28 protein-coding genes are annotated in these 24,325 nt (G+C 65.9%); 8 read left to right on the forward strand and 20 right to left on the reverse strand.

What is annotated here, in order from left to right; translation table 11 throughout:
* Window positions 1–121: 121 nt before the first annotated feature.
* The 5 genes from VSR71_RS09815 to VSR71_RS09835 form a co-directional block, all read right to left on the reverse strand.
* Complete coding sequence (locus VSR71_RS09815; RefSeq protein WP_342913678.1) at window positions 122–862, reverse strand: ABC transporter ATP-binding protein; 741 nt, start codon at window positions 860–862, stop codon at window positions 122–124.
* Window positions 855–1,628, reverse strand: coding sequence for an ABC transporter ATP-binding protein (locus VSR71_RS09820; RefSeq protein WP_342913791.1), 774 nt, complete (start codon window positions 1,626–1,628; stop codon window positions 855–857). Before VSR71_RS09820 ends, VSR71_RS09815 begins: the two co-directional genes overlap by 8 nt.
* Before the next feature lie 107 nt (window positions 1,629–1,735).
* Window positions 1,736–2,923, reverse strand: coding sequence for a substrate-binding domain-containing protein (locus tag VSR71_RS09825; protein ID WP_342913679.1), 1,188 nt, complete (start codon window positions 2,921–2,923; stop codon window positions 1,736–1,738).
* Window positions 2,924–3,002: 79 nt separating this feature from the next.
* Window positions 3,003–3,794, reverse strand: coding sequence for an enoyl-CoA hydratase/isomerase family protein (locus VSR71_RS09830; RefSeq protein ID WP_342913680.1), 792 nt, complete (start codon window positions 3,792–3,794; stop codon window positions 3,003–3,005).
* Between the two features lie 2 nt (window positions 3,795–3,796).
* The gene (locus VSR71_RS09835) at window positions 3,797–4,504 is read right to left on the reverse strand and encodes a TetR/AcrR family transcriptional regulator (RefSeq protein WP_428979378.1); all 708 of its coding nucleotides are present in this window, start codon (window positions 4,502–4,504) and stop codon (window positions 3,797–3,799) included.
* 226 nt (window positions 4,505–4,730) lie between these two features.
* On the opposite strand from VSR71_RS09835, the gene VSR71_RS09840 reads away from it, so the two are divergent.
* Entirely contained in the window at window positions 4,731–5,597 is an 867-nt protein-coding gene (locus tag VSR71_RS09840) for an alpha/beta hydrolase (protein ID WP_342913681.1), read from the forward strand.
* On the opposite strand, the gene crcB is transcribed toward VSR71_RS09840, so the two are convergent.
* From crcB to VSR71_RS09875, 7 genes are all read right to left on the reverse strand, one after another.
* Complete coding sequence (crcB, locus tag VSR71_RS09845) at window positions 5,579–5,959, reverse strand: fluoride efflux transporter CrcB (protein ID WP_116320473.1); 381 nt, start codon at window positions 5,957–5,959, stop codon at window positions 5,579–5,581. The genes VSR71_RS09840 and crcB overlap by 19 nt on opposite strands.
* A complete protein-coding gene (moaE, locus tag VSR71_RS09850; protein WP_342913682.1) occupies window positions 5,959–6,453 on the reverse strand; it encodes a molybdopterin synthase catalytic subunit MoaE in 495 nt (164 codons plus the stop codon). The genes crcB and moaE overlap by 1 nt, the downstream gene beginning before the upstream one ends.
* Before the next feature lies 1 nt (window position 6,454).
* Window positions 6,455–6,712 carry a molybdopterin converting factor subunit 1 gene (gene moaD / locus VSR71_RS09855; protein ID WP_342913683.1) on the reverse strand — a complete coding sequence of 86 codons (258 nt, stop codon included), beginning with the start codon at window positions 6,710–6,712 and terminating at the stop codon, window positions 6,455–6,457.
* 36 nt (window positions 6,713–6,748) lie between these two features.
* Window positions 6,749–7,990: a molybdopterin-binding protein gene (locus VSR71_RS09860; RefSeq protein WP_342913684.1), complete on the reverse strand. Its 1,242-nt coding sequence runs from the start codon at window positions 7,988–7,990 to the stop codon at window positions 6,749–6,751.
* 186 nt (window positions 7,991–8,176) lie between these two features.
* Window positions 8,177–9,622: a threonine synthase gene (gene thrC / locus VSR71_RS09865; protein ID WP_342913685.1), complete on the reverse strand. Its 1,446-nt coding sequence runs from the start codon at window positions 9,620–9,622 to the stop codon at window positions 8,177–8,179.
* A gap of 22 nt (window positions 9,623–9,644) precedes the next feature.
* The gene (locus VSR71_RS09870; protein WP_342913686.1) at window positions 9,645–10,955 is read right to left on the reverse strand and encodes a homoserine dehydrogenase; all 1,311 of its coding nucleotides are present in this window, start codon (window positions 10,953–10,955) and stop codon (window positions 9,645–9,647) included.
* Between the two features lie 49 nt (window positions 10,956–11,004).
* The gene (locus VSR71_RS09875; protein ID WP_133096458.1) at window positions 11,005–12,240 is read right to left on the reverse strand and encodes a pyridoxal phosphate-dependent aminotransferase; all 1,236 of its coding nucleotides are present in this window, start codon (window positions 12,238–12,240) and stop codon (window positions 11,005–11,007) included.
* Window positions 12,241–12,594: 354 nt separating this feature from the next.
* Between VSR71_RS09875 and VSR71_RS09880 the strand changes: the two genes are divergently transcribed.
* The 5 genes from VSR71_RS09880 (at window position 12,595) to VSR71_RS09900 (ending at window position 16,925) form a co-directional block, all read left to right on the forward strand.
* Window positions 12,595–12,984 (forward strand): Mth938-like domain-containing protein, encoded by a 390-nt coding sequence (locus VSR71_RS09880; protein WP_342913687.1) that lies wholly within the window; start codon window positions 12,595–12,597, stop codon window positions 12,982–12,984.
* 142 nt (window positions 12,985–13,126) lie between these two features.
* Window positions 13,127–13,591 (forward strand): peroxiredoxin, encoded by a 465-nt coding sequence (locus VSR71_RS09885; protein WP_342913688.1) that lies wholly within the window; start codon window positions 13,127–13,129, stop codon window positions 13,589–13,591.
* A gap of 375 nt (window positions 13,592–13,966) precedes the next feature.
* On the forward strand, window positions 13,967–15,670 hold the full coding sequence (locus VSR71_RS09890; RefSeq protein ID WP_342913689.1) for a PhoH family protein: 1,704 nt from the start codon (window positions 13,967–13,969) through the stop codon (window positions 15,668–15,670).
* 128 nt (window positions 15,671–15,798) lie between these two features.
* Window positions 15,799–16,206 (forward strand): hypothetical protein, encoded by a 408-nt coding sequence (locus VSR71_RS09895; RefSeq protein ID WP_342913690.1) that lies wholly within the window; start codon window positions 15,799–15,801, stop codon window positions 16,204–16,206.
* Between the two features lie 47 nt (window positions 16,207–16,253).
* The gene (locus VSR71_RS09900; RefSeq protein WP_342913691.1) at window positions 16,254–16,925 is read left to right on the forward strand and encodes a C40 family peptidase; all 672 of its coding nucleotides are present in this window, start codon (window positions 16,254–16,256) and stop codon (window positions 16,923–16,925) included.
* Between the two features lie 68 nt (window positions 16,926–16,993).
* Here the strand turns inward: VSR71_RS09900 and VSR71_RS09905 are convergent, their stop codons facing one another.
* The 8 genes from VSR71_RS09905 to VSR71_RS09940 form a co-directional block, all read right to left on the reverse strand.
* The gene (locus VSR71_RS09905) at window positions 16,994–18,001 is read right to left on the reverse strand and encodes an inorganic phosphate transporter (protein WP_342913692.1); all 1,008 of its coding nucleotides are present in this window, start codon (window positions 17,999–18,001) and stop codon (window positions 16,994–16,996) included.
* 13 nt (window positions 18,002–18,014) lie between these two features.
* Window positions 18,015–18,641 (reverse strand): DUF47 domain-containing protein, encoded by a 627-nt coding sequence (locus VSR71_RS09910; protein ID WP_029048703.1) that lies wholly within the window; start codon window positions 18,639–18,641, stop codon window positions 18,015–18,017.
* 191 nt (window positions 18,642–18,832) lie between these two features.
* Entirely contained in the window at window positions 18,833–20,224 is a 1,392-nt protein-coding gene (locus tag VSR71_RS09915; protein ID WP_342913693.1) for a replicative DNA helicase, read from the reverse strand.
* Window positions 20,225–20,454: 230 nt separating this feature from the next.
* Window positions 20,455–20,907, reverse strand: coding sequence for a 50S ribosomal protein L9 (gene rplI / locus VSR71_RS09920; RefSeq protein WP_029048701.1), 453 nt, complete (start codon window positions 20,905–20,907; stop codon window positions 20,455–20,457).
* 31 nt (window positions 20,908–20,938) lie between these two features.
* Entirely contained in the window at window positions 20,939–21,217 is a 279-nt protein-coding gene (rpsR, locus tag VSR71_RS09925) for a 30S ribosomal protein S18 (RefSeq protein WP_006163606.1), read from the reverse strand.
* A gap of 3 nt (window positions 21,218–21,220) precedes the next feature.
* Complete coding sequence (gene priB, locus VSR71_RS09930) at window positions 21,221–21,520, reverse strand: primosomal replication protein N (RefSeq protein WP_063238034.1); 300 nt, start codon at window positions 21,518–21,520, stop codon at window positions 21,221–21,223.
* A gap of 77 nt (window positions 21,521–21,597) precedes the next feature.
* A complete protein-coding gene (rpsF, locus tag VSR71_RS09935) occupies window positions 21,598–21,972 on the reverse strand; it encodes a 30S ribosomal protein S6 (protein ID WP_029048699.1) in 375 nt (124 codons plus the stop codon).
* A 112-nt stretch (window positions 21,973–22,084) separates the two neighbouring features.
* Window positions 22,085–23,077, reverse strand: a complete 993-nt coding sequence (locus tag VSR71_RS09940) for an asparaginase (RefSeq protein ID WP_342913694.1) — start codon at window positions 23,075–23,077, stop codon at window positions 22,085–22,087.
* Between the two features lie 294 nt (window positions 23,078–23,371).
* On the opposite strand from VSR71_RS09940, the gene lexA reads away from it, so the two are divergent.
* Both lexA and VSR71_RS09950 read left to right on the forward strand, forming a co-directional pair.
* Window positions 23,372–24,028 carry a transcriptional repressor LexA gene (gene lexA, locus VSR71_RS09945; protein ID WP_029048697.1) on the forward strand — a complete coding sequence of 219 codons (657 nt, stop codon included), beginning with the start codon at window positions 23,372–23,374 and terminating at the stop codon, window positions 24,026–24,028.
* Window positions 24,029–24,141: 113 nt separating this feature from the next.
* Complete coding sequence (locus tag VSR71_RS09950) at window positions 24,142–24,312, forward strand: hypothetical protein (protein ID WP_342913695.1); 171 nt, start codon at window positions 24,142–24,144, stop codon at window positions 24,310–24,312.
* Window positions 24,313–24,325 lie beyond the last annotated feature (13 nt).

Here is a 24,325-nt window from a genome sequence, read left to right on the forward strand (position 1 = left end):
TGAGGGCCGGCGTATCGACGAAGGGATGCGTGTCGGTATGCCAGGGCCTGCCCTCACCCCCTGCCCCTCTCCCGCAAGCGGGAGAGGGGAGCAAACAATCAGTCTCGTCGAAGCGTCCTGGCTACTGGTGCGCCGCCAGCGACAGCCCCAGCAATCGCTGCTGCAGCCCGTCATCACCCGCCAGCGCCGCCATCGTCCCCGCGTGCACGGTGCGTCCGTCATCCATCACCGCCACCGTATCTCCCACCGACTTCGCCATATTGAAGTTCTGCTCCACCAGCAGGATCGATACGTCGGTCTGCTTCAGCTCGCGGAATACATGGATCATGTTCTGGATGATCGCGGGCGCCAGCCCCTTGGTGGGCTCGTCGACGATCAGCAGCTTGCGCGGTTCGATGATCGCGCGCGCCACCGACAGCATCTGCTTCTGCCCGCCCGACAGCACGCCGGCACGCTGGTGCCAGAAGGTCTTCAGTGCCGGGAACATGCGAAAGACCCAGTCCAGCCGCCGCTCGTCGATGGCCCCGCTGCGCGCGGCCAGGCGCATGTTCTCGGCCACGGTGAGGTCGGAGAACACGCTCATGTTCTCCGGCACGTAGGCGATGCCCGCCTGCGCGATCGACGGGGTGCCGCGGCGCGTGATGTCCGTGCCGTCGAAGGTCACCGTGCCCGCGCTCGCCTGCCACAAGCCCATGATGGTGCGCAGCGTGGTGGTCTTGCCGGCGCCGTTGCGTCCCAGCAGCATGGTCACGCCGCCGCGCGGCACGTCGAAGCTGACGCCGTGCAGGATGTGGTATGGGCCGATATGGGTCTGCACGCCCTGCAGCCGCAGGATCGGCGTCGCGTGTTGCGCGTCAGCCATGGTTGGGGCCCTCCTTCTGCTCTTCCTCCGCCATGCCCAGGTAAGCCTGCTGCACGACCGGCGACGCAATCACCTCGGCAGGATCGCCGTCAGCCACGAGCGTGCCGTTGTGCAGCACGATGATGCGATCCGCCAGCGAGCGCACCACATCCATCTTGTGCTCGACCAGCAGCACGGTCTTGCTGCGGTCCTGGCGGATCTCGCGGATCAGGTCCAGGATCACCGGCACCTCGTCCACGCTCATGCCCGCGGTGGGTTCGTCGAACATGAACACGCGCGGCTGCAGCGCCAGCAGGATGCCGACTTCCAGCTTGCGCTGGTCGCCGTGCGGCAGCGATGCCACCGTCAGGTGCTGCTTGCCGGCCAGCGCCACGCGCTCCAGGATCGCCAGCGCCTGCGCGCGCACGTCGCGGTGGCTGGTCCACATCGAGAACAGGTCGATGCCGCGCTGCTGCCGCGCCTGCACCGCCAGGCGCACGTTCTCCAGCACGGACAGCTGCGGGAACAGGCTGGTCAGCTGGAAGGCCCGGCCAATGCCGCGCCGGGTCCGCTGCGACACGGGCAGGCGCGTCACGTCCTCGCCGTCGAGCAGGATCTGCCCGGCAGTGGACGGCAACTGTCCCGAGACCAGGTTGAAGTACGTGGTCTTGCCGGCGCCGTTCGGGCCGACAATGCAGGTCAGCTCGCCTGGCCGGAACCCGCACGACACCGCATTGACCGCGACATGGCCACCGAAGCGGATGGTCAGCTCGCGCGTCTCGAGCAGCGGCCGGGCGCCGGCCGCCGCGGCCGAGCCACGCTGGGCCGCGGCCGATTGCGCCGCCGGCAGGCCGGCAGAGCGGGCGGAGGGGGCGGAAGAGGCTGGCGCGCTCATCAGCGTTGGTTGCGCACGGGCACGTTCATTTCTTCGGGCTTGATCTCGCGCACGAGCTCAGGCACGCCCCAGGCAAAGGCCGGGTCCACCTTGATCTTGAAGTGGTACATCGACTGCATCGCCTGGTGGTCTTCCTTGCGGAAGGTCATCTTGCCCTTGGGCGTCTCGAACGACATGCCTTCCATCGCCATGATCAGCTTGTCGGTGCCGGTATCGCCGTTGGTCTTCTTCAGCGCCTCGACCAGCGCGATGCCCGCGGTCATGCCGCCGGCGGTGAAGAAATCGGGCGGCGCCTTGAACTTGCTGTAGTGGTTCGACACCAGCCACTCGTTGGCCTTGTTCTTGGGGATGCCGAAGTAGTAGTACGTGGCCCCTTCCATGCCGGGGAAGTTCTTGTAGCTGGTCATCGCCGGCAGGATGTTGCCGCCGGTCGCGATCTCGATGCCGTAGCGCTTGGGATCGAGATCGGCGATCTTGAACGGGTTGCCGGCACCGGCCCAGATGATGAAGATCACCTTGCGGCCTGGCTTGTCCTTGAGCGAATCGAACAGGCGCTGCGCTCCGGCGGTGAAGTCCGTCGTGTTGGTGGGCAGGTATTCCTCATGGACGATCTTCGCGTTCTTGAGCGCGCCCTTGAACGCCTTCACGCCATCACGGCCGAAGGCGTAGTCCTGCGCCAGCGTGGCGATGGTCACACCTGGCTTGTCCAGCGCCACGGCATTGGAGATTGCGTCCTGCGACGAATTGCGGCCGGTGCGGAAGATGTAGCGGTTCCACTTGTCGCCGGTGATCGAATCGGCGACGGCGGGCTCGACCAGCAGCACCTTCTTGTATTCCTCGGCCACGGACAGCATCGCCAGCGCGGTGCCGGACGAGGTCGGGCCGACGGCGATATCGGCGCGGTCGTCGCTGTAGGCAGCGGCAAGCTGCGCCTTGGCCACGTCGGGCTTGCCCTGCGTATCCTTTTCGATCACCACCAGCTTGTTGCCGTTGACGGTCATGGTGCCGTTGGTGGCGTATTCCAGGCCCATCAGCAGGCCGGTCTGGGTCTGCTTGGCATACGCTTCCAGCGCGCCGGTCTTGTCGTAGACGTGGGCGATGCGGATGTCCTTGGCCAGCGCGGCGCCGGTGGCAAGAAGGCCGGCGGCCATGACCAGGGCGCGTACGGCGAAGGGGTTGCATTGCATGGCTGTCTCCTGTGTTCGGGTTCTTTTGCGTTGGTAGGGCTGGAACCTGCTGCAACTGCGTGGAATGCCTGCTGCCCGGCTACTCTCGCGTGCGCCCGGCAAGGAAGCGGCGCATGCCGTCGGCGGTCTCCGCGCTGGCAATCTGCGCGACGAAGGCGGCGCGCTCGCGTTCCAGGCCCGCTGCCAGCGCGTCGGCGTCCCAGCGCAGCAGTGCGCGGGTACGCGCCACGCTGCCGGGCACCTTGTCCGCCACGCCGCGCGCCAGCGCGATGGCATCGGCTTCTGCCGCACCGGGCGCGGACAGCGCGCAGGCCAGGCCATGCATGACGGCATCCGGCGCCGCCACGACCGTGTTGTTCAATTGCCAGGCGCGCGCCCGTGCCGGGCCGGCCAGCTGCGGCAGCATCGCCGTCCAGCCGCCGTCCGGGCTGAAGCCCACCACCGTATAGAACGGCGCGATGCACGCATCCTGCGCCAGCACGGCCATGTCGCAGGCCAGCACCAGCCCGAGCGAGCCGCCGGTCAGCCAGCCTTCGACGGCCGCCACCACCGGGCAGCGCAGTGCCGCGAGGCGCAGGATCGACCGGTTCAGCAGTGCGAGCAGCTCGCTGGCGTAGGCGGCAATGCCATCGCCTTGCGCCGCGAAGGCCGCCACGTCGCCACCGGTCGAGAAATTGCCTCCGGCATGGGTCAGCACCACGGCGCGGACCGAGGTGTCGGCTTCGACCTCGTCCAGCGCGGCCAGCAAGGCTTCCAGCAACGCCGGCACGAGGCTGTTGTGCCGCTGCGGCCGGTTCAGGCGCAGCAGCGCCACGCCGTCCCTGCGTTCGAGCAAGACCAGCGCATCCCCGGCCATGGTCGTCGCGGCCATGGTCATCGCGGCTGCAGGCCGTGGGCGATCAGGTCGAAGGCGGTATCGACCACCTTTTCCATCGAAGCCGGACGCTTCCAGCGCGCATAGCGCATGCCCAGGAAGTTGCTGATGCCGATCAGGCACCAGGCGCGCACCTCGGCGTCGCCGGGGACGATCTCGCCCTGCTCTTCGGCGCGCTCCAGCCGCCGGCTGTAGAGCTCGGCAAAGACCTGGAAGTAGCTGCTGTAGATGGTTTCGTCCACCGAGTACGAGTCCAGCACGATGCGGTACAGGTTCTTGTGGCGCGAAACGAATGAGAGAAAGGCCTTCAGGCCCAGCCGCTCGGCTTCCATCTGGCTGGCGGCGTTGGCCACGTGCTTGCGCAGGTGGGCGCGCACCAGTTCCAGCATGTGGCTGACCAGCGCGCGGAAAATGTCTTCCTTGTCCTTGAAGTACAGGTAGAAGGTGCCCATGGCGACCTTGGCTTCCTGCGTGATCTCGGAGATCGACGCGGCGTAGTAGCCCTTCTCGCCGAACACCTTTTCCGCGGCGCGCAGCAACGCTGCCCGGGTCTTCTGCCCGCGCGCGGTCTTGGGCGGGCACATGCCGCCGGCGTGGGCCATGTCGGCGGCTTCGGCGGCTTCGGTGGCTTCGGTGGCTTCGGTGGCTTCGGTGGCTTCGGTGGCTTCGGTGGCTTCGCCGACCTCGCCAGTCTCGGTCTGGGACATCTTGTCTCCGGTGGCGCTGCGCGCCTTGTCATGGGAATGCCAGCCGCTTCGGGTCACGCCGCAGGCACCTCCTCGCGCCTGCCGCCACCCCGGAAACCGATATGCAGGCAAAACCTGATATCTGATTCATGTTTCATCGTATAAATTGACCGGCGTGGATGTCAATAGAGGCGCACCCTGCCCTCCCTTGCATCGCCTCCCACCCACCGCCTGGAGAGACACGTCGTTGGACGCTCCCGATTCGGCTAGTGACAGCGCCGCCGCCCCGCCCTTTGCCACCCATCCGGCGCATGGCGCCCTGCCGGGCTGGCGCGAAGCCGGCGATGGCCGGCCGCTGCTGCTGCTGCACGGCTGGTCCGTCAACGGCGCAGCCTTCGACGGCCAGCGCGCGCTGGCGCTGGCGGGGTTCAGGGTGATTGCGCCCGACCATGCCGGCCACGGACTGTCGCGGCACGGTACCGGCACCACCATCGCGGCGCTGGCGCGCGATGCGGCGGCGCTGGTCGGCCATCTCGGACTGGCCGATATGGTCGTGGTGGGCTGGTCGATGGGCGCGATGGTGGCATGGACGCTGCTGCGGGACCATCCGGGTTGTCCACTGGCGGCGGTCGGCAGCATCGACATGACGCCACGGCTGGTCACCGGCCCGCAATGGCCGCACGGCCTGCATGGCCATTACGACATGGCCCAGGCCCGCCAGATGGCAGCGCGCATCCGCGCCGACTGGCCGCGGCTGGCGCCTTCGGTGGCATTGGGACTGTGGGCCGCAGGACGGCGCCCCGACGGCGCGGCCATGCAGCGCATTGCGCGCATGGCGCAGAGCTGCGAGGCCGCCACCCTGGCCGCACTATGGGAAGACATGGCAAGGCAGGATTTCCGCGACACGCTGCGCCAGGCGCGCCTGCCGCTATTCCACCTGTATGGCGAGGCCAGCCGGCTGTATGCGCCGGCGGTAGGCATCGCCACCCGCGCCTTGCAGCCCGATGCCGGCCTGAGCGTGGTCGCCGGCGCCGGCCACAGTCCGCACATGGAGCAGCCGCGGGCATTCAACGCCGCGCTGCTCGCGCTCGTCGATCAGGCCAGCACGCGGTAAGTCCAGAGTCCCAGCGCGGTCAGCAGCAGCGAGCCGCCCAGGTGCAGCAGCAGGTGCATCGCTGCCCAGCCGTAGTCGCCGGCGAGCAGGTTGGCAATCACCTCGCTGGAAAAGGTCGAGAATGTGGTCAGGCCGCCAAGGAAACCGGTGATGGCCAGCAGGCGCCACTCCGGCGGCAGGCCGGCATGGGTATCGAAGAAGCCGACGGCCAGTCCGATCAGGTAGCCGCCCAGCAGGTTGGCGGCCAGCGTGCCGTACGGCAGCGCGGGGTTGAGCGCATTCCACAGCACCGAGAAACCCCAGCGCAGCCATGCCCCCGCCGCGGCGCCTACGCCGACGGCGACAAACCCCATCGGACCCATCAGGGCTTATCCTCGCTGCCCTCGCCGCTGGCGTTGATCGACTGGATGCCCCAGCGCTTCAGCGCGTCCTCGTCAGTCACGCGTGCATCGACCCAGCGCGCGCCCTCCGGCGTTTCTTCCTTTTTCCAGAACGGCGCTTCGGACTTGAGGTAATCCATGATGAATTCGCAAGCCGCGAACGCATTGCCCCGATGTTTCGATGCCACCGCGACCAGCACGATCTGGTCAAGCGGCAGCAGCGGGCCGACGCGATGGATGACGGTGACGCCCAGCAGTTCCCAGCGCGCGCACGCCGCCGCTTCGATCTGCGCCAGCGCCTTCTCGGTCATGCCCGGGTAGTGCTCCAGCTCCATCGCACTGACGGCGCTGCCCTCGCTGACATCGCGCACGGTGCCGATAAAGCTGGCCACGGCGCCGACCTGCGGATTGCCGGCGCGCAGTGCCGCCACCTCGGCACCCAGGTCGAAATCCTCGCGCTGAACCCTGACGCTCATCTCAGCCTCCGGTAACGGGCGGGAAGAATGCCACCTCACAGCCATCGGTGATCGCCGTATCGGCGCGCGCCACCGCATGGTCGACGGCCATTCGCAGCGCGCGGCCTTCGGCCAGGGTCTCGGCCCAGGCGCCGCCGCGCTGGCGCAGCCACTGGCGCAGCTCGCCCACGGTGCGCACTTCGGCCGGCACCTCGGCGCGTTCCTCGGCCACGCCGAGCTGTTCGCGCACGCTGGCGAAGAATCGTAGTTCGATGGTCATGACTGCCTCTGTGTACTTGCTGGTAATGCGGGCCGGCTATGCGAGCAGGCCGTCAAACGGAATGAATTGCACGGTATCGCCGGGCGCGATGGCCTGGTTGGGCGGGTTGTCGATCAGCCCGTCGCCCCATACCGTGGAAGTGAGCACGCCGGAGCTCTGGTTGGGGAACAGGTCCAGCCCGCCTTCGCCGTTGATGCGCGCGCGCAGGAACTCGTTGCGGCGGTCACCCTTCTTCAGTTCGAAATCGGCGCGCAGCGGCAGGCGGCGCGGCGCCACGTCGGCCACGCCCTGCAGGCGCAGGATGAACGGGCGCACGAACAGCAGGAAGGTGACGAAGCTCGACACCGGATTGCCCGGCAGGCCCAGGAAAAACGCCGGGGCGGGCCCCGGGCTGTTGACCTGGCCGAACGCCAGCGGCTTGCCCGGCTTGATTGCGATCTGCCACATGTCGAGGCGGCCTTCCGCCTCCACCGCGGGCTTGATATGGTCTTCCTCGCCGACCGACACGCCGCCCGAGGTGATGATCAGGTCGTGCCCCTGCGCCGCGCGGCGCAGCGTCTCGCGCGTGGCGGCCAGCGTATCGGGCACGATGCCGAAGTCGCTGACCTCGCAGCCCAGGTTTTCCAGCAGGCCGCGCAGCGTGAAGCGATTCGAGTTGTAGATCGCGCCCGGCTTGAGCGGTTCGCCCGGCATCGCCAGTTCATCGCCGGTGAAGAACACCGCGACGCGCACGCGGCGCACCACGTCCAGCTTCGCCTGGCCGACCGACGCAGCCAGGCCCAGCGCCTGCGGCGTCAGCCGCGTGCCCGCGGGCAGGATCACGCTGCCGGCCTCGATGTCCTCACCGGCGCGCCGGATCCATTCACCGGATTGCGGCACGTGGTTGACGATCACGTCCTCGCCTTCCGCCGTGCATTGCTCCTGCATCACGACGGCGTCGGCGCCCGGCGGAATCAGGCCACCGGTAAAGATGCGCGCGGCGGTGCCGGGCTGCAGTTCGGTGCCGACATGCCCCGCCGGAATCCGCTGCGATACGCGCAGTCGCGTGCCCGCTGCCGGGACGTCGGCGGCGCGCATGGCGTAGCCATCCATCGAGGTGTTATCCGCCGGCGGCACGCGCAACGTGCTGGCCACGGGCGCGGCCAGCACGCGGCCATTGGCGTCAAGCGTGTCGACCTGCTCCACCTGCGCCAGCGGGCGCGCGGCGGACAGCAGCGCGTCGAGCGCCTGGGCCATGGTCAGCATCGGGGGACGGGAAGGTGCTGCGGCTTGGGTCATGGTGCGATGTGCGGGAAGGGTTAGCCCATGCGGGTTGACCAAAGAGAAACGGCCCGCGCATTGCTTCCGGCCCATGGCAGGAGGAAGCAATCCGGGGGCCGAGGATCGGGCCCGCAGCCTGATTGTAGCGAGTTGGCGCGGACACGGCACGCCGCGGTGCCGCAGCGTGCCTATGCGCCAATGTACTTACAGGCCGGTGTGGCCGGCGATATAGGCCTTGACCCTGGCGGCGTCGGCAGGCATCACTTCAAAGCGCTGCGGCAGGCTCTCGATGCCTTCGAACCTGGCCGGACGCTCCGGCTCATGGCCGAGCGCCTCGCGGATGGTGTCGGCGAACTTGGCCGGCAGCGCGGTTTCCAGCACCACCATCGGCACGCCGGCGCTGAGATGCTCGCGCGCCACCTTGACGCCGTCGGCGGTGTGGGTATCGATGGTGATGCCATAGCGCGACGACAGGTCGCGGATGGTCGCCACCCGGTCCTCGTGCGTGCTGCGGCCCGAGACAAAGCCGAACTCGCGGATGCGGTCGAATTCCGGCGTGCCCGACAGGTCGAAGCCGCCCTGCTCTTCCACGTCGCGGAACAGCGCGGCCAGCTTGCCGGCGTCCTGGCCCAGCAGGTCGAACACGAAGCGCTCGAAGTTCGAGGCCTTGGAGATGTCCATGCTCGGGCTGGACGTATGATAGGTCTCGGCCGACTTGCGCACGCGGTAGGCGCCGGTGCGGAAGAATTCATCGAGCACGTCGTTCTCGTTGGTGGCGACCACCAGCTTGTCGATGGGCAGGCCCATCATGCGCGCAATATGGCCGGCGCAGACATTGCCGAAGTTGCCCGACGGCACGCAGAACGAGACCTTCTGGCCCGGGCCATCGGTCGCGAGCAGCCAGCCCTTGAAGTAGTACACGACCTGGGCCACCACGCGCGCCCAGTTGATCGAGTTGACCGTGCCGATCTTCTGGCGCGCCTTGAAATCGTGGTCGTTGGAGACGGCCTTGACGATGTCCTGGGCGTCGTCGAACACGCCTTCGATGGCGAGGTTGAAGATGTTCGGATCCTGCAGGCTGAACATCTGCGCGGTCTGGAACGCGCTCATCTTGCGGTGCGGGCTCAGCATGAACACGCGGATGCCGCGCTTGCCGCGCATCGCGTATTCGGCGGCGCTGCCGGTGTCGCCGGAGGTGGCGCCCAAAATGTTCAGCTCCTGGCCGGCACGGGCGAGCGCGTACTCGAACAGGTTGCCGAGCAACTGCATCGCCATGTCCTTGAAGGCCAGCGTCGGACCGTTGGACAGGCCCAGCAGTTGCAGCTTCGTACCGCCCTCTTCGCCCAGCGTGCGCAGCGGCGTGATGTCGGCGGTGTTGTCGCCCTCGCGCGCGTTGCAGTACACCTCGGCCGTGTAGGTCTTGCGCGTCAGCGCGCGCAGGTCCTCGGCGGGAACATCGTCGCAGAACTTGCGCAGGATTTCATAAGCCAGGTCGGCATATGGCAGCTTGCGCCAGGCCTCCAGCTCGTCGGCCGTGACTTGCGGATACTGCTTCGGCAGGTACAGGCCGCCATCCGGGGCCAGGCCGCCGAGCAGGATCTCGGAGAACGATTGCGGCATGTCATGGCCGCGGGTCGACTGGTATTTCATGTGTGCGGTGCGGTAGCTGCGCTCAGTTCAGTTCTTCCATGCGCAGGCGCGTCACGTCGGACAGCACAGTCTGCAGCGCCTCGATCTTGGCGATGGCGGCGTTGACGTGCTTCTCGCGCGTGATGTGCGTGAGGATGATGATATCGGTCTGCGGCTCGCCTTCGCGCGATTCCTTCTGCAGCATGGCGTCGATCGAGATGCCGCCCTCGGCCAGGATGCGGGTGATCTCGGCCAGCACGCCGGTCTCGTCGGCCACGCGCATGCGCAGGTAGTACGAACTGTTGATCTCTTCGATCGGCAGCACCGGCACGCTCGACAGCTCGTCCGGCTGGAACGCCAGGTGCGGCACGCGGTGGTTCGGGTCGGCGGTGTGCAGGCGGGTCACGTCGACCAGGTCGGCGATCACGGCCGAAGCGGTCGGCTCGGCGCCGGCGCCCTTGCCGTAGTACAGCGTGGCGCCCACGGCGTCGCCCTGCACCAGCACGGCGTTCATGGCGCCTTCCACGTTTGCGATCAGGCGCGCGGCCGGCACCAGCGTCGGATGCACGCGCAACTCCACGCCGTCGTCGCGGCGGCGCGTGATGCCGAGCAGCTTGATGCGATAGCCCAGTTCCTCGGCGTACTTGATGTCGGTGGCGGAAAGCCTGGTGATGCCTTCCACGTGCGCCTTGTCGAATTGCACCGGCATGCCGAAGGCGATCGCGCTCATCAGCGTGACCTTGTGCGCGGCATCGACGCCCTCGATGTCGAAGGTCGGGTCAGCCTCGGCATAGCCCAACTGCTGCGCTTCCTTCAGGACCACGTCGAAATCCAGGCCCTTGTCGCGCATCTCGGACAGGATGAAGTTGGTGGTGCCGTTGATGATGCCGGCGATCCACTGGATGCGGTTGGCGGTCAGGCCTTCGCGCAGCGCCTTGATGATGGGAATGCCGCCGGCGACCGCGGCTTCGAAGGCCACGATCACGCCCTTCTTGCGCGCGGCTTCGAAGATCTCGTTGCCATGCACGGCCAGCAGCGCCTTGTTGGCGGTGACCACGTGCTTGCCGTTCTCGATGGCCTTGAGCACCAGCTCGCGTGCCACGCCGTAGCCGCCGATCAGTTCGATGACGATGTCGATGTCGGGACGCGTCACCACCTGGTGCGCGTCGCTGACGATCTCCACTTCCCCGTTGGTCAGTTCGCGCGCGCGTTCGGTGTTGAGATCGGCCACCACGGCAATCTCGATGCCGCGGCCGGCGCGGCGACGAATTTCTTCCTGATTGCGCTTGAGCACGTTGAACGTACCGCTACCGACGGTACCGATGCCGAGCAGGCCAACTTTGATGGGGTTCATGGACAATCTTCTGAGTTGCTAAGGATGGGTTGCGGCGCGGCCGCAGGAATCAGGCCGCTGCCTTGCCGTGGCGTTTTCGGTACGCCTCGAGGAAGCGCGCGATACGGCCGATGGCCTCGCGCAGGTCTTCCTCATGCGGCAGGAACACGATGCGGAAATGGTCGGGCTTGGCCCAGTTGAAGCCGGAGCCTTGCACCAGCAGCACCTTGGACTCCTGCAGCAGTTCATAGATGAACTCCTGGTCGTCCTGCACCGGGTACATCGACAGGTCCAGCTTCGGGAACAGGTACAGCGCCGCCTTGGGCTTGACGCAGGTCACGCCCGGGATCGCGGTGATCAGTTCGTAGGCCAGGTCGCGCTGGCGGCGCAGGCGCCCGCCTTCCGCGACCAGGTCGTTGATGCTCTGGTAGCCGCCCAGCGCGGTCTGGATCGCCCACTGGCCCGGCACGTTGGCGCACAGGCGCATCGACGACAGCATGTTCAGGCCTTCGATGTAGTCGATGGCCGGGCGCTTGTCGCCCGACACCACCATCCAGCCGGCGCGGTAGCCGCACGAGCGGTAGTTCTTGGACAGGCCGTTGAAGGTCACCGTCAGCACGTCGGTCGACAGCGACGCGATCGAGGTGTGGGTGACACCGTCGTACAGGACCTTGTCGTAGATTTCGTCGGCGAAGATGATCAGGCCGTGCTCGCGCGCGATGGCGACGATCTCGAGCAGCAGTTCGTCCGAATACAGCGCCCCGGTGGGGTTGTTCGGATTGATGATGACGATGGCCTTGGTATGCGGCGTGATGCGGGCGCGGATATCGGCCGGATCGGGCATCCACTCGTTGGCCTCGTCGCAGATATAGTGCACCGGCGTGCCGCCCGACAGGCTGACCGCGGCCGTCCACAGCGGGTAGTCGGGCGCCGGCACCAGCACTTCGTCGCCGGTGTTGAGCAGCGCGTTGACTGCCATCACGATCAGTTCGGAGGCGCCGTTGCCGACATAAATATCGTCCAGGCCAACGCCTTCGATATTTTTTTGCTGGGTATAGTGCATGATCGCCTTACGTGCAGCGAAAATGCCCTTGGAATCAGAATAACCTGCCGAATTCGGCAGGTTTCGCATCATGTCCTGCTGAATCTCTTCCGGCGCGTCAAAACCGAATACGGCCAGGTTGCCGATATTCAGCTTGATGATCTTGTGCCCTTCTTCCTCCATCTGCTTGGCCTTTTCCAGCACCGGACCGCGGATGTCGTAGCAAACGTTATTGAGTTTGTTGGATTTCTGGATGGGTTTCACGGCGATGTCGGGGCAAGCTGTCGGGCAGGGATAGTGTGCCGCGTCGGCGGCACCGGGCAGAAAATCTGGCTAAATCTGAACGAACGCGGAGGCGCCGTCCGCTGCAATGCAACGCGGGCGTGACACACGCGTGGCAAAGAGGGAGGCAAAAGCTATAATTTATCGGATTATGACAGACTTCGGCAGGGATTCTTGCATTGCAGCGTACGCCAGCGGCGCGTACGGCAAGCGACCGCGGGCCATGGCCCGACCCTGTGCCTGTCCAGCCCGTCACACCACGACCGCCCGCGCTGCCGGCCATCCGCCCCACGGGCCGGCCAGGCAATCCGCGGCGGCCGCCGCAGAGGCCTCCAAGTGAAACTCCACGCCGACCAGCCCCAGTCGCTGAATACCGTCACGGCCTATGGGCCGGACTATATCGAGATCAACCTCGTCCGCCACACCACCTCGATCCTGGTCATGCCCGAAGGCGAGATCCGGCCCTGGCCGGTGAACCGCTTCGAAGACCTGGAACCGGTCCATTTCGAACAACTGGCCGAACTCAATCCCGAAGTGGTGCTGCTTGGCACCGGCTCGCGCCTGCGCTTCCCGCATCCGCGCCTGACCGCATCGCTGTCGCGCCGCCATGTGGGCGTCGACGCGATGGACATGCAGGCCGCCTGCCGCACCTACAACATCCTGATGGCCGAGGGCCGCAAGGTGGCTGCGGTGCTGCTGATCGAGCCGGCTGCCGACGCTGCCTGACGCCGAAGCGGAACCGCGTGGCGCCCACGCAAAGTTGAGCCCACGCCACGCTTGAAGTCCGGGTGCGCGCCCCAATCTGCTCCCGCTAAGGTGGCAGCACCCCTTCCCGAATCCCCCTGCCCCTTGCCCAGGAGCCACAAGAATGACGATCAGTCTCAACAAGGCCGTACCCGACTTCAGCGCGCCGATGACCGGCGACGCCGCCTTCCGTCTTGCTGACTTCCGCGGCAAGACGGTGGTGCTGTACTTCTACCCGAAGGACAACACGCCGGGTTGCACCACGGAGGCCATGAACTTCCGCGACCAGTACGACGATTTCACCAAGGCCGGCGTGCAGGTGTTCGGCATCTCGCGCGACAGCATCCGCTCGCACGAGAACTTCAAGGCCAAGCTCGAGCTGCCGTTCGAACTGATCTCCGATGCCGACGAAGCGGTGTGCTCACAGTTCGATGTCATCAAGATGAAAAAGCTTTATGGCAAAGAGTATCGCGGCATCGAGCGCAGCACCTTTGTCATCGACGGCAAGGGCATCCTGCGGCACGAGCTGCGCGGCATCAAGGTGCCGAACCATGTCGACGAAATCCTGGAACTGGTGCGCGACATCTGAGGTCCTGCGCGTATTTGCGTGTCTGCGACACGGCGTACAGCCGGCGCCGCAAAGGGTTGGCAAACCCAATTGCCAAACCCGGGACCTTCAGATACATTGGCCCGTAATGAGTTCAGATTCCGGATGCCACGCTGATTCGACTTCCCGGCCCAGGCGGTTCGCGCCACAGGCCGGTCGCGGACCTGCCGTGTCGCCGGTCCGCAAAGTAGCCGCCAACCCTGTTATGCAGGCATGGCGGCTTTTTTGTTTGCGCTCATGCCTGTCCGCGCCGGGTGCCTCGCGCATGCATGCCCCGGTCCCTGGCCACGACGCAGTCGCGCGTCGCGGCACGGACGTCTTAGCCCCTCTCTCGTCCCCCTGAAAGGAAAGCCAAGCATGCCGCTGCCTACCATGCCCGCCAAGCCTGCCCAATTGCTGGATCCGAGCGAATTCGCTCCGGTCTCCGCGGTGCCCAAGGCCAAGTCCGCCACACAGTTGAAGAAACCTGTGCCGGCACTCGAGCGCGTGGCATTGCTGGAAACCGGTGAAGCCAAGCCGCCTGCCGTGAAGGCACGCGCCGCCGGTGGTACCCGCGCCCGCAGCACCGAGACCCCGGCGGGGCCCGCGCCGACCGCCAGCGCCCCGCCGGTCAGCCTGGTCAAGCCCGTGGCCGGCACCTCGCGCCGCGCGCGCAAGGCCGAAGGGCCGAGCAAGCTGTTCGTGCTCGACACCAACGTGCTGATGCACGACCCGAGTTCGCTCTTCCGCTTCGAGGAACACGACATCTATCTGCCGATGATGACGCTCGAAGAACTGGACAACCACAAGAAGGGCATGAGCGAAGTCGCGCGCAACGCGCGCATGGTCAGCCGCACGCTCGATTCGCTGGTGGGCGGCACCGACGGCGTACTCGACGAGGGCTTGCCGCTGGAAAAGCTCGGCAACCGCGACGCGCAGGGCAAGCTGTTCTTCCAGACCCGACTGAACGATATCAAGCTGCCCGAGGGCCTGCCGCAGGGCAAGGCCGACAACCAGATCCTGGGCGTGGTCAGCGCGCTGCAGCAGCAATACCCCGAGCGCCAGGTCGTGCTGGTGTCCAAAGACATCAACATGCGCATCAAGGCGCGCGCACTGGGGCTGCCGGCGGAGGACTACTACAACGACCAGGTCCTGGAAGACAAGGACCTGCTCTACGCCGGCGTCATGCAGTTGCCCGGCGACTTCTGGACCAGGCATGGCAAGGGCGTGGAAAGCTGGCAGGATCCCAAGTCCGGCGCAATGTTCTATCGCCTGACCGGGCCGCTGGTGCCGTCCTTCCTGGTCAACCAGTTCGTCTACCTGGAACCGGTCGACGGCAGCCTGCCGCTGTACGCGCAGGTCAAGGAGATCAACGGCAAGACCGCGCTGCTGCAGACGCTCAAGGACTACACGCACCACAAGAACAATGTGTGGAGCGTGACCGCGCGCAACCGCGAGCAGAACTTCGCGCTGAACCTGCTGATGAATCCGGACATCGACTTCGTCACGCTGCTGGGCCAGGCCGGTACCGGCAAGACCCTGCTGGCGCTGGCGGCAGGCCTGGAGCAGGTGCTCGACCAGAAGCTCTACAACGAGATCATCGTCACCCGCGCCACCGTGCCGGTCGGCGAGGACATCGGCTTCCTGCCCGGCACCGAGGAAGAGAAGATGCAGCCGTGGATGGGCGCATTCGACGACAACCTCGAAGTGCTGCAGAAGAGCGACGACAGCGCCGGCGACTGGGGCCGCGCCGCCACGCAGGAGCTGATCCGCTCGCGCATCAAGGTCAAGAGCATGAACTTCATGCGCGGCCGCACCTTCGTCAACAAGTTCGTCATCATCGACGAGGCGCAGAACCTGACGCCCAAGCAGATGAAGACGCTGGTGACGCGTGCGGGCCCCGGCACCAAGATCATCTGCCTGGGCAATATCGCGCAGATCGACACGCCGTACCTGACTGAAGGCTCGTCCGGCCTGACCTATGTGGTGGACCGCTTCAAGGGCTGGAGCCACAGCGGCCATATCACGCTGGCGCGCGGCGAGCGCTCGCGCCTGGCCGACCACGCCGGCGACGTACTCTGACGCGGGCGGCAGCCGGTGCGCCTCCCTTGCGGGCAGGCGCACCGGACCGCTGTCGTGAACGGCAAGCACAATGCGGCTATGATGTCCGCAGATCCGCTTGTTGTCCCGCACCCCCACTGGAGGCGTCGATGAACCAACAGCATCTCCGCCTGGCCGCGCTGATTGGCGCTGTCATGGTCCTGGCCAGCCCGCTTCAGGCGCGCGCCGCGGCTGACGACCTGGTGATCCGCACCATGGGCCCGGTCAGCTATGTCTGCGGCGGTATCGCCGAAGACGAGCGCCAGGCGCTTGCCGCGCGCGAGAAGGATTTCAATATCGGGGTCCTGTTCACGCAGGGTGCCGCGGGCGAGTTCCTGTCCGACGTCGCGGTAAAGCTGGTACGCGACGAACAGGAGGTCGCAACCTTCCGCGCCGCCGGCCCCCGCTGCCTGATACGTGCGCCAGAAGGCAGCTACAATATCGAAGCCAGTTACAAGGGCCAGGCCAAGTCGATCAAGGTCAGCACCGGCACGCGCAACGCCCAGCTACGCTGGTAGCGGCAAGGTTTCCGGTGCGCCGGCAGGCCGGCGACCGGAATCCAACGATGCCATTGCGCCGCACCCATAGTTCTTCCAGTTCTCCCGTAGCGCCAGGCCCGGTTGTCCGGGCCGGCCTGCCGCTGCTCTGCGCCGCCGCACTTCTGCTGGCAGCGTGCGCAAGTTCCCCACCCTCTCGCCATGGCAGCTTGCCGCGCACGCCCGGCAAGCCCATGGTCGATCCCAGCGCCGGGCTGGAGGAGATCTCGATCCAGGCGATGTCGCTGGTCGGCACGCCTTACCGCTACGGCGGCAACACGCCGGATGCCGGCTTCGACTGCAGCGGATTGGTGCGCTACGTGGTATCCCGTGCCGCCAACGTGAACCTGCCGCGCACCACCGAAGCCATGGGCACCCGCGGCACCACGCTGGACCGCAGCGAAGTCGCTTCGGGCGACCTGGTGTTCTTCAACACCACCGGACGCGCCAACTCGCATGTCGGCATCTACGTCGGCCAGAACCGCTTTGTCCATGCGCCATCCTCCGGCGGCACCGTGCGGCTGGAGGACATGGGCAAGCCATACTGGGCGTCGCGCTACAACGGCGCGCGGCGCGTGGTTTCAGGCGCGATCAACCTGCCCCCGCCAGTCCCCGCCACACCGGTCCCGGCGCCGCTGGTACCGGAACCGGCCCCGCTGCCCGACGACGACGATCCCATCGCCGCCTTCGCCACCCGTTGAGCGCCCGCACGCGGCAAACAAAAAGCCAGGCAGCTGCCTGGCTTTTTGCATGACCGTCCAATACCGCGTTACAGGATATGGCGCCCGATCCACCATGCGATCGCCGCCATGAAAGCCGAGGCCGGAATCGTCAGCACCCATGCCCACACGATATTGCCGGCCACGCCCCAGCGCACCGCCGACATCTTCTGCGACGAGCCGACACCGACGATGGCACCGGTGATCGTATGCGTGGTCGACACCGGCACGCCCAGCGCCGAGGCAAAGAACAGCGTCAGCGCCCCGCCGGTTTCGGCGCAGAAGCCGCCCACCGGCTTGAGCTTGGTGATCTTCTGCCCCATGGTGCGCACGATGCGCCAGCCGCCGAACAGCGTGCCCATGCCGATGGCCACATAGCAGCTCACGATCACCCAGGTCGGCGGCTGGCCGCCGGCCATCACGTGGCCACTGGCGATCAGCAGCATCCAGATGATGCCGATGGTCTTCTGCGCGTCGTTGCCGCCATGGCCCAGGCTGTACATCGAGGCCGAGACCAGCTGCAGCCGGCGGAACCAGCGGTCCACCCGCGACGGCGGCGTGCGGAAGAAAGTCCAGCCCACTATCACCATCATCAGCGAACCAAGGATGAACCCCAGCAGCGGAGAGATCAGGATGAAGGCCACGGTCTTCAGCAAGCCGCCGCCTACCAGCGCGCCGGTGCCGGACTTGGCCACCGCCGCGCCCACCAGGCCGCCGATCAGCGCGTGCGACGAGGACGACGGGATGCCGTAGTACCAGGTGATGACGTTCCAGGCGATCGCGCCCACCAGCGCCCCGAAAATGACGTAGTGGTCGACGATATTGACATCGATGGTGCCGGTGCCCACGGTGGCCGCCACCTTCAGGTGAAAGACGAAGATTGCGACAACGTTGCACATCGCCGCCATCGCGACCGCATGGTGCGGCTTGAGCACGCCGGTGGACACCACCGTGGCGATCGAGTTGGCCGCGTCATGGAAGCCGTTCATGAAGTCGAACAGCAGCGCGAGCGCCACCAGCAGGGCAATCACCCACAGGCTCATTTGAATGGTCTGCATGCCGATTGCCGCCTCAGGCGTTTTCCAGGACGATGCCTTCGATGATGTTGGCGACGTCCTCGCACTTGTCGGTGATCGTCTCGAGCTGTTCGTAGATGGCCTTCAGCTTGATCAGGCGCTTCACGTCGGTCTCGTCGCGGAACAGCTTCGACATCGCCGAGCGCATCACGCGGTCGGCCTCGGACTCGAGCTGGTCGATCTGCTGGGCGGTCTTCAGGATGGTGCTGGCGTTGCCCATGTCCTCGAGCAGGCCCACCGCGATCTTGACCTGGTCGCAGCACTGCACGCAGATCGCGGCCAGGCGCAACGCTTCTTCGGTCAGGTTGGTCACGTCGTACAGCGAGATGGTCTCGGCCACGTCTTCCATCAGGTCCAGGATATCGTCCATGGTCGTGATGAGCTTGTGGATCTCGTCGCGGTCCAGCGGCGTGATGAAGGTCTTGTGCAGCAGGTCGATGGTGTCGTGCGTGATCCGGTCGGCCTTCTTCTCGGTGGCCTGGACGCGGCGGGCATGCGCCTCGGCGTTGGGCAGGTCGTTGACCAGGGCCTGGAGTTCGTGGGCGGCGGTCACCGCGCAGTCGGCGTGCTGGTTGAAATATTCGAAGAACTTGCCCTCGGTGGGCATGAATCGGCCGAACATGGATGTTCCTTAAGGCGGCGCGCGTAGCGCTGCTGATGTGTTGCAGAGGGATTGAACGCGAAGCACGACAGCCGCCGAATAGGCGGCTGTCATCAAAGCGCAATATTTTACAGGGTTACGCGGACGTTGCCCGCCGATTTGGCACAAACGAGACGGCCCGCGGCGCGATCTCGCAGGCAGGCTTGACTTCGTCAGGTGTCGTTGTCGAAGAACGCCGGGCCGCCGGTGAAGTTGTCGAACTTGGTGAACTGGCCCAGGAAGGTCAGCCGCACCGTGCCGATCGGACCGTTACGTTGCTTGCCGATAATGATTTCGGACGTGCCCTTGTCCTGCGAATCGGGGTTGTAGACCTCGTCGCGGTAGATGAACAGGATCACGTCGGCATCCTGTTCGATAGCGCCGGATTCGCGCAGGTCGGACATCACCGGGCGCTTGTTCGGACGTTGTTCCAGGCTTCGGTTCAGCTGCGACAGCGCGATCACCGGGCAGTTGAGTTCCTTGGCCAGGCCCTTCAGAGAACGGGAAATCTCCGAAATCTCGGTCGCGCGGTTCTCACCGCCGCCGGAGCCTGACATCAGCTGCAGGTAATCGATGATGATCAGGCCGAGCTGCCCGCACTGGCGCGCCAGCCGGCGCGAGCGCGCCCGCAGTTCCATCGGGTTCAGCGCGGGGGTTTCGTCGATGAACAGCTGCGCATCGTTCATGCGCTGGATGGCATGCGTCAGGCGCGGCCAGTCTTCGTCCAGCAGGCGGCCGGTACGCAGCCGGTGCTGGTCCAGCCGGCCGACCGAGCCCAGCATACGCATGGCCAGCTGCGTGCCCGCCATTTCCATCGAGAACACCGCCACCGGCAGGCCCTGCTCCACCGCCACATGCTCGCCGATGTTCAGCGAGAACGCGGTCTTGCCCATCGACGGGCGGCCGGCAACGATGATCAGGTCACCGCCCTGCATGCCGCTGGTCATGCGATCCAGGTCCACGAAGCCCGTGGGCACGCCGGTCACGTCGCTGGTGCTGTCGCGATGGTAAAGCTCGTCGATACGCTCCACCACCTGCGTCAGCAGCGGCTGGATTTCCTGGAAGCCGGCCTGGCCGCGCGCGCCTTCCTCGGCGATCGCAAAGACCTTGGATTCAGCTTCGTCCAGCAGCTCGCGGACTTCCCGCCCCTTGGGCGCGAAGGCGGCCGAGGCGATGTCGTCGGCCACGGTGACCAGCTTGCGCAGCACCGAACGCTCGCGCACGATTTCCGCGTAGCGGCGGATATTGGCCGCGCTGGGCGTGTTCTGTGCCAGCGAATTCAGGTACGCCAGCCCGCCAACTTCCTCGGCCTTGCCCGCAACCTGCAGCATTTCGTAGACCGTGATCACGTCGGCCGGCTTGGTGGCCGAGATCAACCGGGCGATGCTCTGGAAGATCATCCGGTGGTCGAAGCGATAGAAATCCGCCTCCGAAAGGAAGTCCGCAATGCGGTCCCAGGCGGCATTGTCCAGCAGCAGGCCACCGAGCACCGATTGCTCGGCTTCGATGGAATGCGGCGGGACCTTGAGGTTGTCGAGTTGGGGGTCGGCGACGGGCGCGTTCATGGGGAGGGATTATAACGGCGGGACGCTGGCAGGAGGACGCACTACACCGGACATTTGCCTCACATTCGCCTGACATTTGCCGGACATTTGCCGGACATTTGCCGGACATTTGCCGGACATTTGCCAGCCGGTGCACCCGGGCAACAAAAAAGGCAGGAGCCAGGGCTCCTGCCTTTTCTGCTTGCAGTGCTTCGGGCGGCGCCGCGCAAGCGGCACCGCTGCAGCAGATCTTAGACCTGCTCGCCCAGCACCGACACGGTCACGTCGACCACAACGTCGGTGTGCAGCGCGACGCTGATCGGGTGGTCGCCCACCATCTTCAGCGGGCCGTTCGGCAGGCGAACCTGGGCCTTCTCGACCTTGAAGCCTTGGCCTTCCAGGGCCACGGCGATGTCGGCGTTGGTGACCGAACCGAACAGACGGCCGTCCACACCCGACTTCTGGCTGATCTGGACGGTCAGGCCGTTCAGCTTTTCGCCTTCGGCTTGCGCGGCGGCCAGCTTCTCGGCAGCGGCCTTTTCCAGCTCGGCGCGCTTGACTTCGAATTCGCCGATCGCGGTTTGCGTGGCGCGGCGCGCCTTCTTCGAAGGGATCAGGAAGTTACGGGCGTAACCGTCCTTCACCTTGACGATGTCACCCAGGTTGCCCAGGTTGATGACTTTTTCCAGCAGAATGACTTGCATCGTGTTCTCTCCGTTACGGACCTAGGGCCTATCAGTTCTTGTGCAGGTCGGTGTACGGCATCAGCGCCAGGAAACGCGCGCGCTTGATGGCCGTATCCAGCTGACGCTGATAGTGAGCCTTGGTACCGGTCAGGCGGGCCGGCGTGATCTTGCCGTTGTCGCCGATGAAGTCCTTCAGGGTGTCCAGATCCTTGTAGTCGATCTGTTCCACGCCAGCCACGGTGAAGCGGCAGAAGCGCTTGCGCTTGAACAGCGGGTTCTGTTGCTGGAAGCGCTTCTTGTTCTTGTTGTCACGTTTGACGAATGCCATGATTCAATCCTTTACGAATGCTTTACATCCGGTGATGTGAAAGACGAGAGCCTTGCTGTTGCGGTGCTTGCGGGCGAGGAATCCTTCGCAGTCGAGCAGCGTGCCGAGCGGCAATCGCTCAAGCCGCTGGCCAACCGGCCCGATCCCCATCGCTGCAATGGCAAACTCGACCTGGCGCGGCGTTTCCGCCTCGACTGCCTCGCCGCTGTACTGCAAGATGCAGTTCACGACGGGCACCCCGGCCGGGGTATAGCGCAGGGCATCGCGTTCCGCCAGGGTGGCGGCAAGCCGAAGCTGGTTCAACGCGGGGCCTCTTGCTGTTTGCCATTCGTGCTGCCGCGGCCGACGATGTCAGCCAGGGCTCGCACCGCAGTCCGCACTCAGGCGGCCTGGCCTTCGGTGGTAGTTTGCGCGGCCTTGCGGGCTTCTTCGCGCTGCACTTCCTTCATCATCGGCGAAGGAGCGGTTTCAGCCTTCTTGGTCTGCACGATCAGGTGGCGCAGCACGGCATCGTTGAACTTGAACGCGTGTTCCAGTTCAGCCAGCGTGTCCTTGCCGCATTCGATGTTCAGGCAAACGTAGTGAGCCTTGGCCAGCTTCTGGATCATGTAGGCCATCTGGCGACGGCCCCAGTCTTCCACGCGGTGAACGTTGCCGTTCTGCGAGGTCACGAGCTGCTTGTAGCGCTCGATCATGGCCGGCACTTGTTCGCTCTGGTCCGGGTGGACGATGAAGACGATTTCGTAATGACGCATTGACGCTCCTTTTGGGATTAGCCACCCGGGCGTCACGAGTCCGGTGTGGCAAGGTTGAATAGCCTTAAATTATAGCCCGGTGCCAGCCGGCCGCGCAAGCGGCAAGGCTGGCTCATGCCTTGGCGAAGGCTGCCTGCAGGCGCACGGGATCCTGCGCCAGCGCGGGATCGGCCGCAAGCGCCAGTGTCAGCAGCACCCTCGCCTTGTACGGATTCAGGTCTGCGGCGGAGACGAAAACGCCATCGGACGGGCTCGGATGAGCCGGGATCGCCACATGGCCCGCACCCGTGCGCGAACTGCGCACCACCGCCACGCCAGCGGCGGCGGCATCGACCAGGGCCTCCGCCAGCACTTCATGGATGGAACCGTTGCCGGCGGCGGCTACCACCAGGCCCGCCACGCCAGCCTGCACCAGTGCATCGACGGCGATCCGACCGGGCTGCGCGTAGCTCGCCACGATCTCGACCGCCGGCCATGCGCGCGGCATCGGCCCGATCGCCCATGCCTGCCGGGGCGTGCGGCCAAAGCGCACGTAGTCGTCCTGCACCATCCCGAGCGGCCCGCATTGGGACACGAAGGCATCCACCGCCGAGGTATGCGCCTTGGCAACATCGCGCGCCGCGTGGATCTGCTGGTTCAGCACCACCAGCACGCCCGTGCCGCGCGCATCCGGATGCGCCGCCACCCGTACCGCATCAAGGAGGTTGAGCGGCCCGTCGGCTGACAGCGAGGTGGACGGCCGCATCGCCGCCGTCATCACCACCGGGATCGGGCACGCCTGGGTCAGGTGCAGCGCCATCGCCGTTTCTTCCAGCGTATCGGTGCCGTGCGTGATCACGATGCCCGCCACATCCGCCTGCGCCGACCAGTGCTCGACGCGAGCCGCCAGCGTGGCCCACAGCGCGAAGGTCATGTCCTTGCTGTCGACCTGGGCCACCTGCTCGGCTTCGATCCGCGCCACCGACTTCAGCGCCGGCACCGCCGCCAGCAATGACGACACGGGCACGGTGGCCGCCTGGTAGTGCGCGCTGCTGGCGGGGTTGCCGGATGCGCCGGCAATGGTGCCGCCGGTAGCCAATACAACGATGCGAGGCAATTGGGTCATGGGTGCTGGGGGCTCAGGAAACAGGAAGAGGAGGAATGAGGGAACGCATGCGCCGGGCAATCGAATCGCGATTGTAATGGCGGACTTCCGCCGGCATGACGCGCGCCGAGGCCGATCGGCTCACGCGCGCCGGCAAAAATTCTGCTTGCGCTGACGCCGATACTGTATAAAATCACAGCATACTGTTTAAACATACAGTGCCCGGCCCGCCGGATCCAGGATTTCGGGGACAGCCCAGCTCGTTGGGAAGCCCTCCGCCCCTGCCCCGGCGCGCCCGCACGGAACGGCGATCCCATGGCGACCCTGACACCCCGGCAGCAGCAGATTTTCGATCTGATCCGCAATACGATCCGCCGTACCGGCTTCCCGCCCACGCGCGCCGAGATTGCTGCCGAGTTCGGCTTCTCCTCGCCAAATGCCGCGGAAGAACACCTGCGCGCGCTGGCCCGCAAGGGCGTGATCGAGTTGACGCCCGGCGCCTCGCGCGGCATCCGCCTGAAGGTTTCGCGCAGCGACTCGGAAATGCCGGACCAGTTCTCGCTGCCCATCCCCGGCGTGCTGCAACTGACGCTGCCGTTGGTTGGCCGTGTTGCCGCCGGCAGTCCAATTCTTGCCGCCGAGCATATCGACCGCCAATACCAGGTCGACGCCTCGGTCTTCGATGAACGCCCCGACTACCTGCTGCGCGTACGCGGCCTGAGCATGCGCGACGCCGGCATTCTCGACGGCGACCTGCTCGCGGTGCGCCGCGCCAGCGAAGCGCCCAACGGCAAGATCGTGGTGGCGCGACTCGGCGACGATGTCACGGTCAAGCGCCTGCAACGGCGCGGCGGGCATATTGAGTTGATCGCGGAAAACCCGGACTTCGCCAACATCATCGTTGAACCCGGGCGCGAAGAGTTTTCGCTGGAAGGCATCGCGGTCGGCCTGATCCGATCCTCCGGCTTCTAGCCGGTCACGGCAGGCTTTTCGCCTGCGCGGACCTACACGCTTCCATTGCTTTGCAGACGCCGCCCGGCTTGCCGGGTGTTGACCCCGCTTTTGCCTGAAAAAGAGGTGCAACCATGCAGCAAACCCACCACGTCGCCGCCCGTCGCCCCGTCCAGCCGGTACCCTTCCGCCAGAGCAAGGGCGTACGCGTCTATCAGGGCGCGCAGCGCCGGACCATGGTAGGCAGCATGGCCGCTATCTGCAGGATGCTTGAGCTCGAAACCACGAACAAGCTGGGCGTCTGAAGCGGCCTGGCTT

The organism is Cupriavidus oxalaticus, from assembly GCF_038900635.1.
Taxonomy (GTDB): domain Bacteria; phylum Pseudomonadota; class Gammaproteobacteria; order Burkholderiales; family Burkholderiaceae; genus Cupriavidus; species Cupriavidus oxalaticus_B.

What these genes read in the sequence shown, in the direction of transcription:
- VSR71_RS09825 (WP_342913679.1), bottom strand. Translation starts at nt 2,923, where the DNA reads ATGCAATGCAACCCCTTCGCCGTACGCGCCCTGGTCATGGCCGCCGGC.
- rpsR (WP_006163606.1), bottom strand. Translation starts at nt 21,217, where the DNA reads ATGGCATTCGTCAAACGTGACAACAAGAACAAGAAGCGCTTCCAGCAA.
- VSR71_RS09905 (WP_342913692.1), bottom strand. Translation starts at nt 18,001, where the DNA reads ATGCAGACCATTCAAATGAGCCTGTGGGTGATTGCCCTGCTGGTGGCG.
- VSR71_RS09885 (WP_342913688.1), top strand. Translation starts at nt 13,127, where the DNA reads ATGACGATCAGTCTCAACAAGGCCGTACCCGACTTCAGCGCGCCGATG.
- VSR71_RS09815 (WP_342913678.1), bottom strand. Translation starts at nt 862, where the DNA reads ATGGCTGACGCGCAACACGCGACGCCGATCCTGCGGCTGCAGGGCGTG.
- VSR71_RS09860 (WP_342913684.1), bottom strand. Translation starts at nt 7,990, where the DNA reads ATGACCCAAGCCGCAGCACCTTCCCGTCCCCCGATGCTGACCATGGCC.
- moaE (WP_342913682.1), bottom strand. Translation starts at nt 6,453, where the DNA reads ATGAGCGTCAGGGTTCAGCGCGAGGATTTCGACCTGGGTGCCGAGGTG.
- rpsF (WP_029048699.1), bottom strand. Translation starts at nt 21,972, where the DNA reads ATGCGTCATTACGAAATCGTCTTCATCGTCCACCCGGACCAGAGCGAA.
- VSR71_RS09910 (WP_029048703.1), bottom strand. Translation starts at nt 18,641, where the DNA reads ATGTTCGGCCGATTCATGCCCACCGAGGGCAAGTTCTTCGAATATTTC.
- VSR71_RS09890 (WP_342913689.1), top strand. Translation starts at nt 13,967, where the DNA reads ATGCCGCTGCCTACCATGCCCGCCAAGCCTGCCCAATTGCTGGATCCG.
- rplI (WP_029048701.1), bottom strand. Translation starts at nt 20,907, where the DNA reads ATGCAAGTCATTCTGCTGGAAAAAGTCATCAACCTGGGCAACCTGGGT.
- VSR71_RS09915 (WP_342913693.1), bottom strand. Translation starts at nt 20,224, where the DNA reads ATGAACGCGCCCGTCGCCGACCCCCAACTCGACAACCTCAAGGTCCCG.
- VSR71_RS09835 (WP_428979378.1), bottom strand. Translation starts at nt 4,504, where the DNA reads ATGTCCCAGACCGAGACTGGCGAGGTCGGCGAAGCCACCGAAGCCACC.
- VSR71_RS09895 (WP_342913690.1), top strand. Translation starts at nt 15,799, where the DNA reads ATGAACCAACAGCATCTCCGCCTGGCCGCGCTGATTGGCGCTGTCATG.
- thrC (WP_342913685.1), bottom strand. Translation starts at nt 9,622, where the DNA reads ATGAAATACCAGTCGACCCGCGGCCATGACATGCCGCAATCGTTCTCC.
- VSR71_RS09940 (WP_342913694.1), bottom strand. Translation starts at nt 23,077, where the DNA reads ATGACCCAATTGCCTCGCATCGTTGTATTGGCTACCGGCGGCACCATT.
- crcB (WP_116320473.1), bottom strand. Translation starts at nt 5,959, where the DNA reads ATGGGTCCGATGGGGTTTGTCGCCGTCGGCGTAGGCGCCGCGGCGGGG.
- VSR71_RS09830 (WP_342913680.1), bottom strand. Translation starts at nt 3,794, where the DNA reads ATGGCCGCGACGACCATGGCCGGGGATGCGCTGGTCTTGCTCGAACGC.
- lexA (WP_029048697.1), top strand. Translation starts at nt 23,372, where the DNA reads ATGGCGACCCTGACACCCCGGCAGCAGCAGATTTTCGATCTGATCCGC.
- VSR71_RS09870 (WP_342913686.1), bottom strand. Translation starts at nt 10,955, where the DNA reads ATGAACCCCATCAAAGTTGGCCTGCTCGGCATCGGTACCGTCGGTAGC.
- moaD (WP_342913683.1), bottom strand. Translation starts at nt 6,712, where the DNA reads ATGACCATCGAACTACGATTCTTCGCCAGCGTGCGCGAACAGCTCGGC.
- VSR71_RS09900 (WP_342913691.1), top strand. Translation starts at nt 16,254, where the DNA reads ATGCCATTGCGCCGCACCCATAGTTCTTCCAGTTCTCCCGTAGCGCCA.
- VSR71_RS09950 (WP_342913695.1), top strand. Translation starts at nt 24,142, where the DNA reads ATGCAGCAAACCCACCACGTCGCCGCCCGTCGCCCCGTCCAGCCGGTA.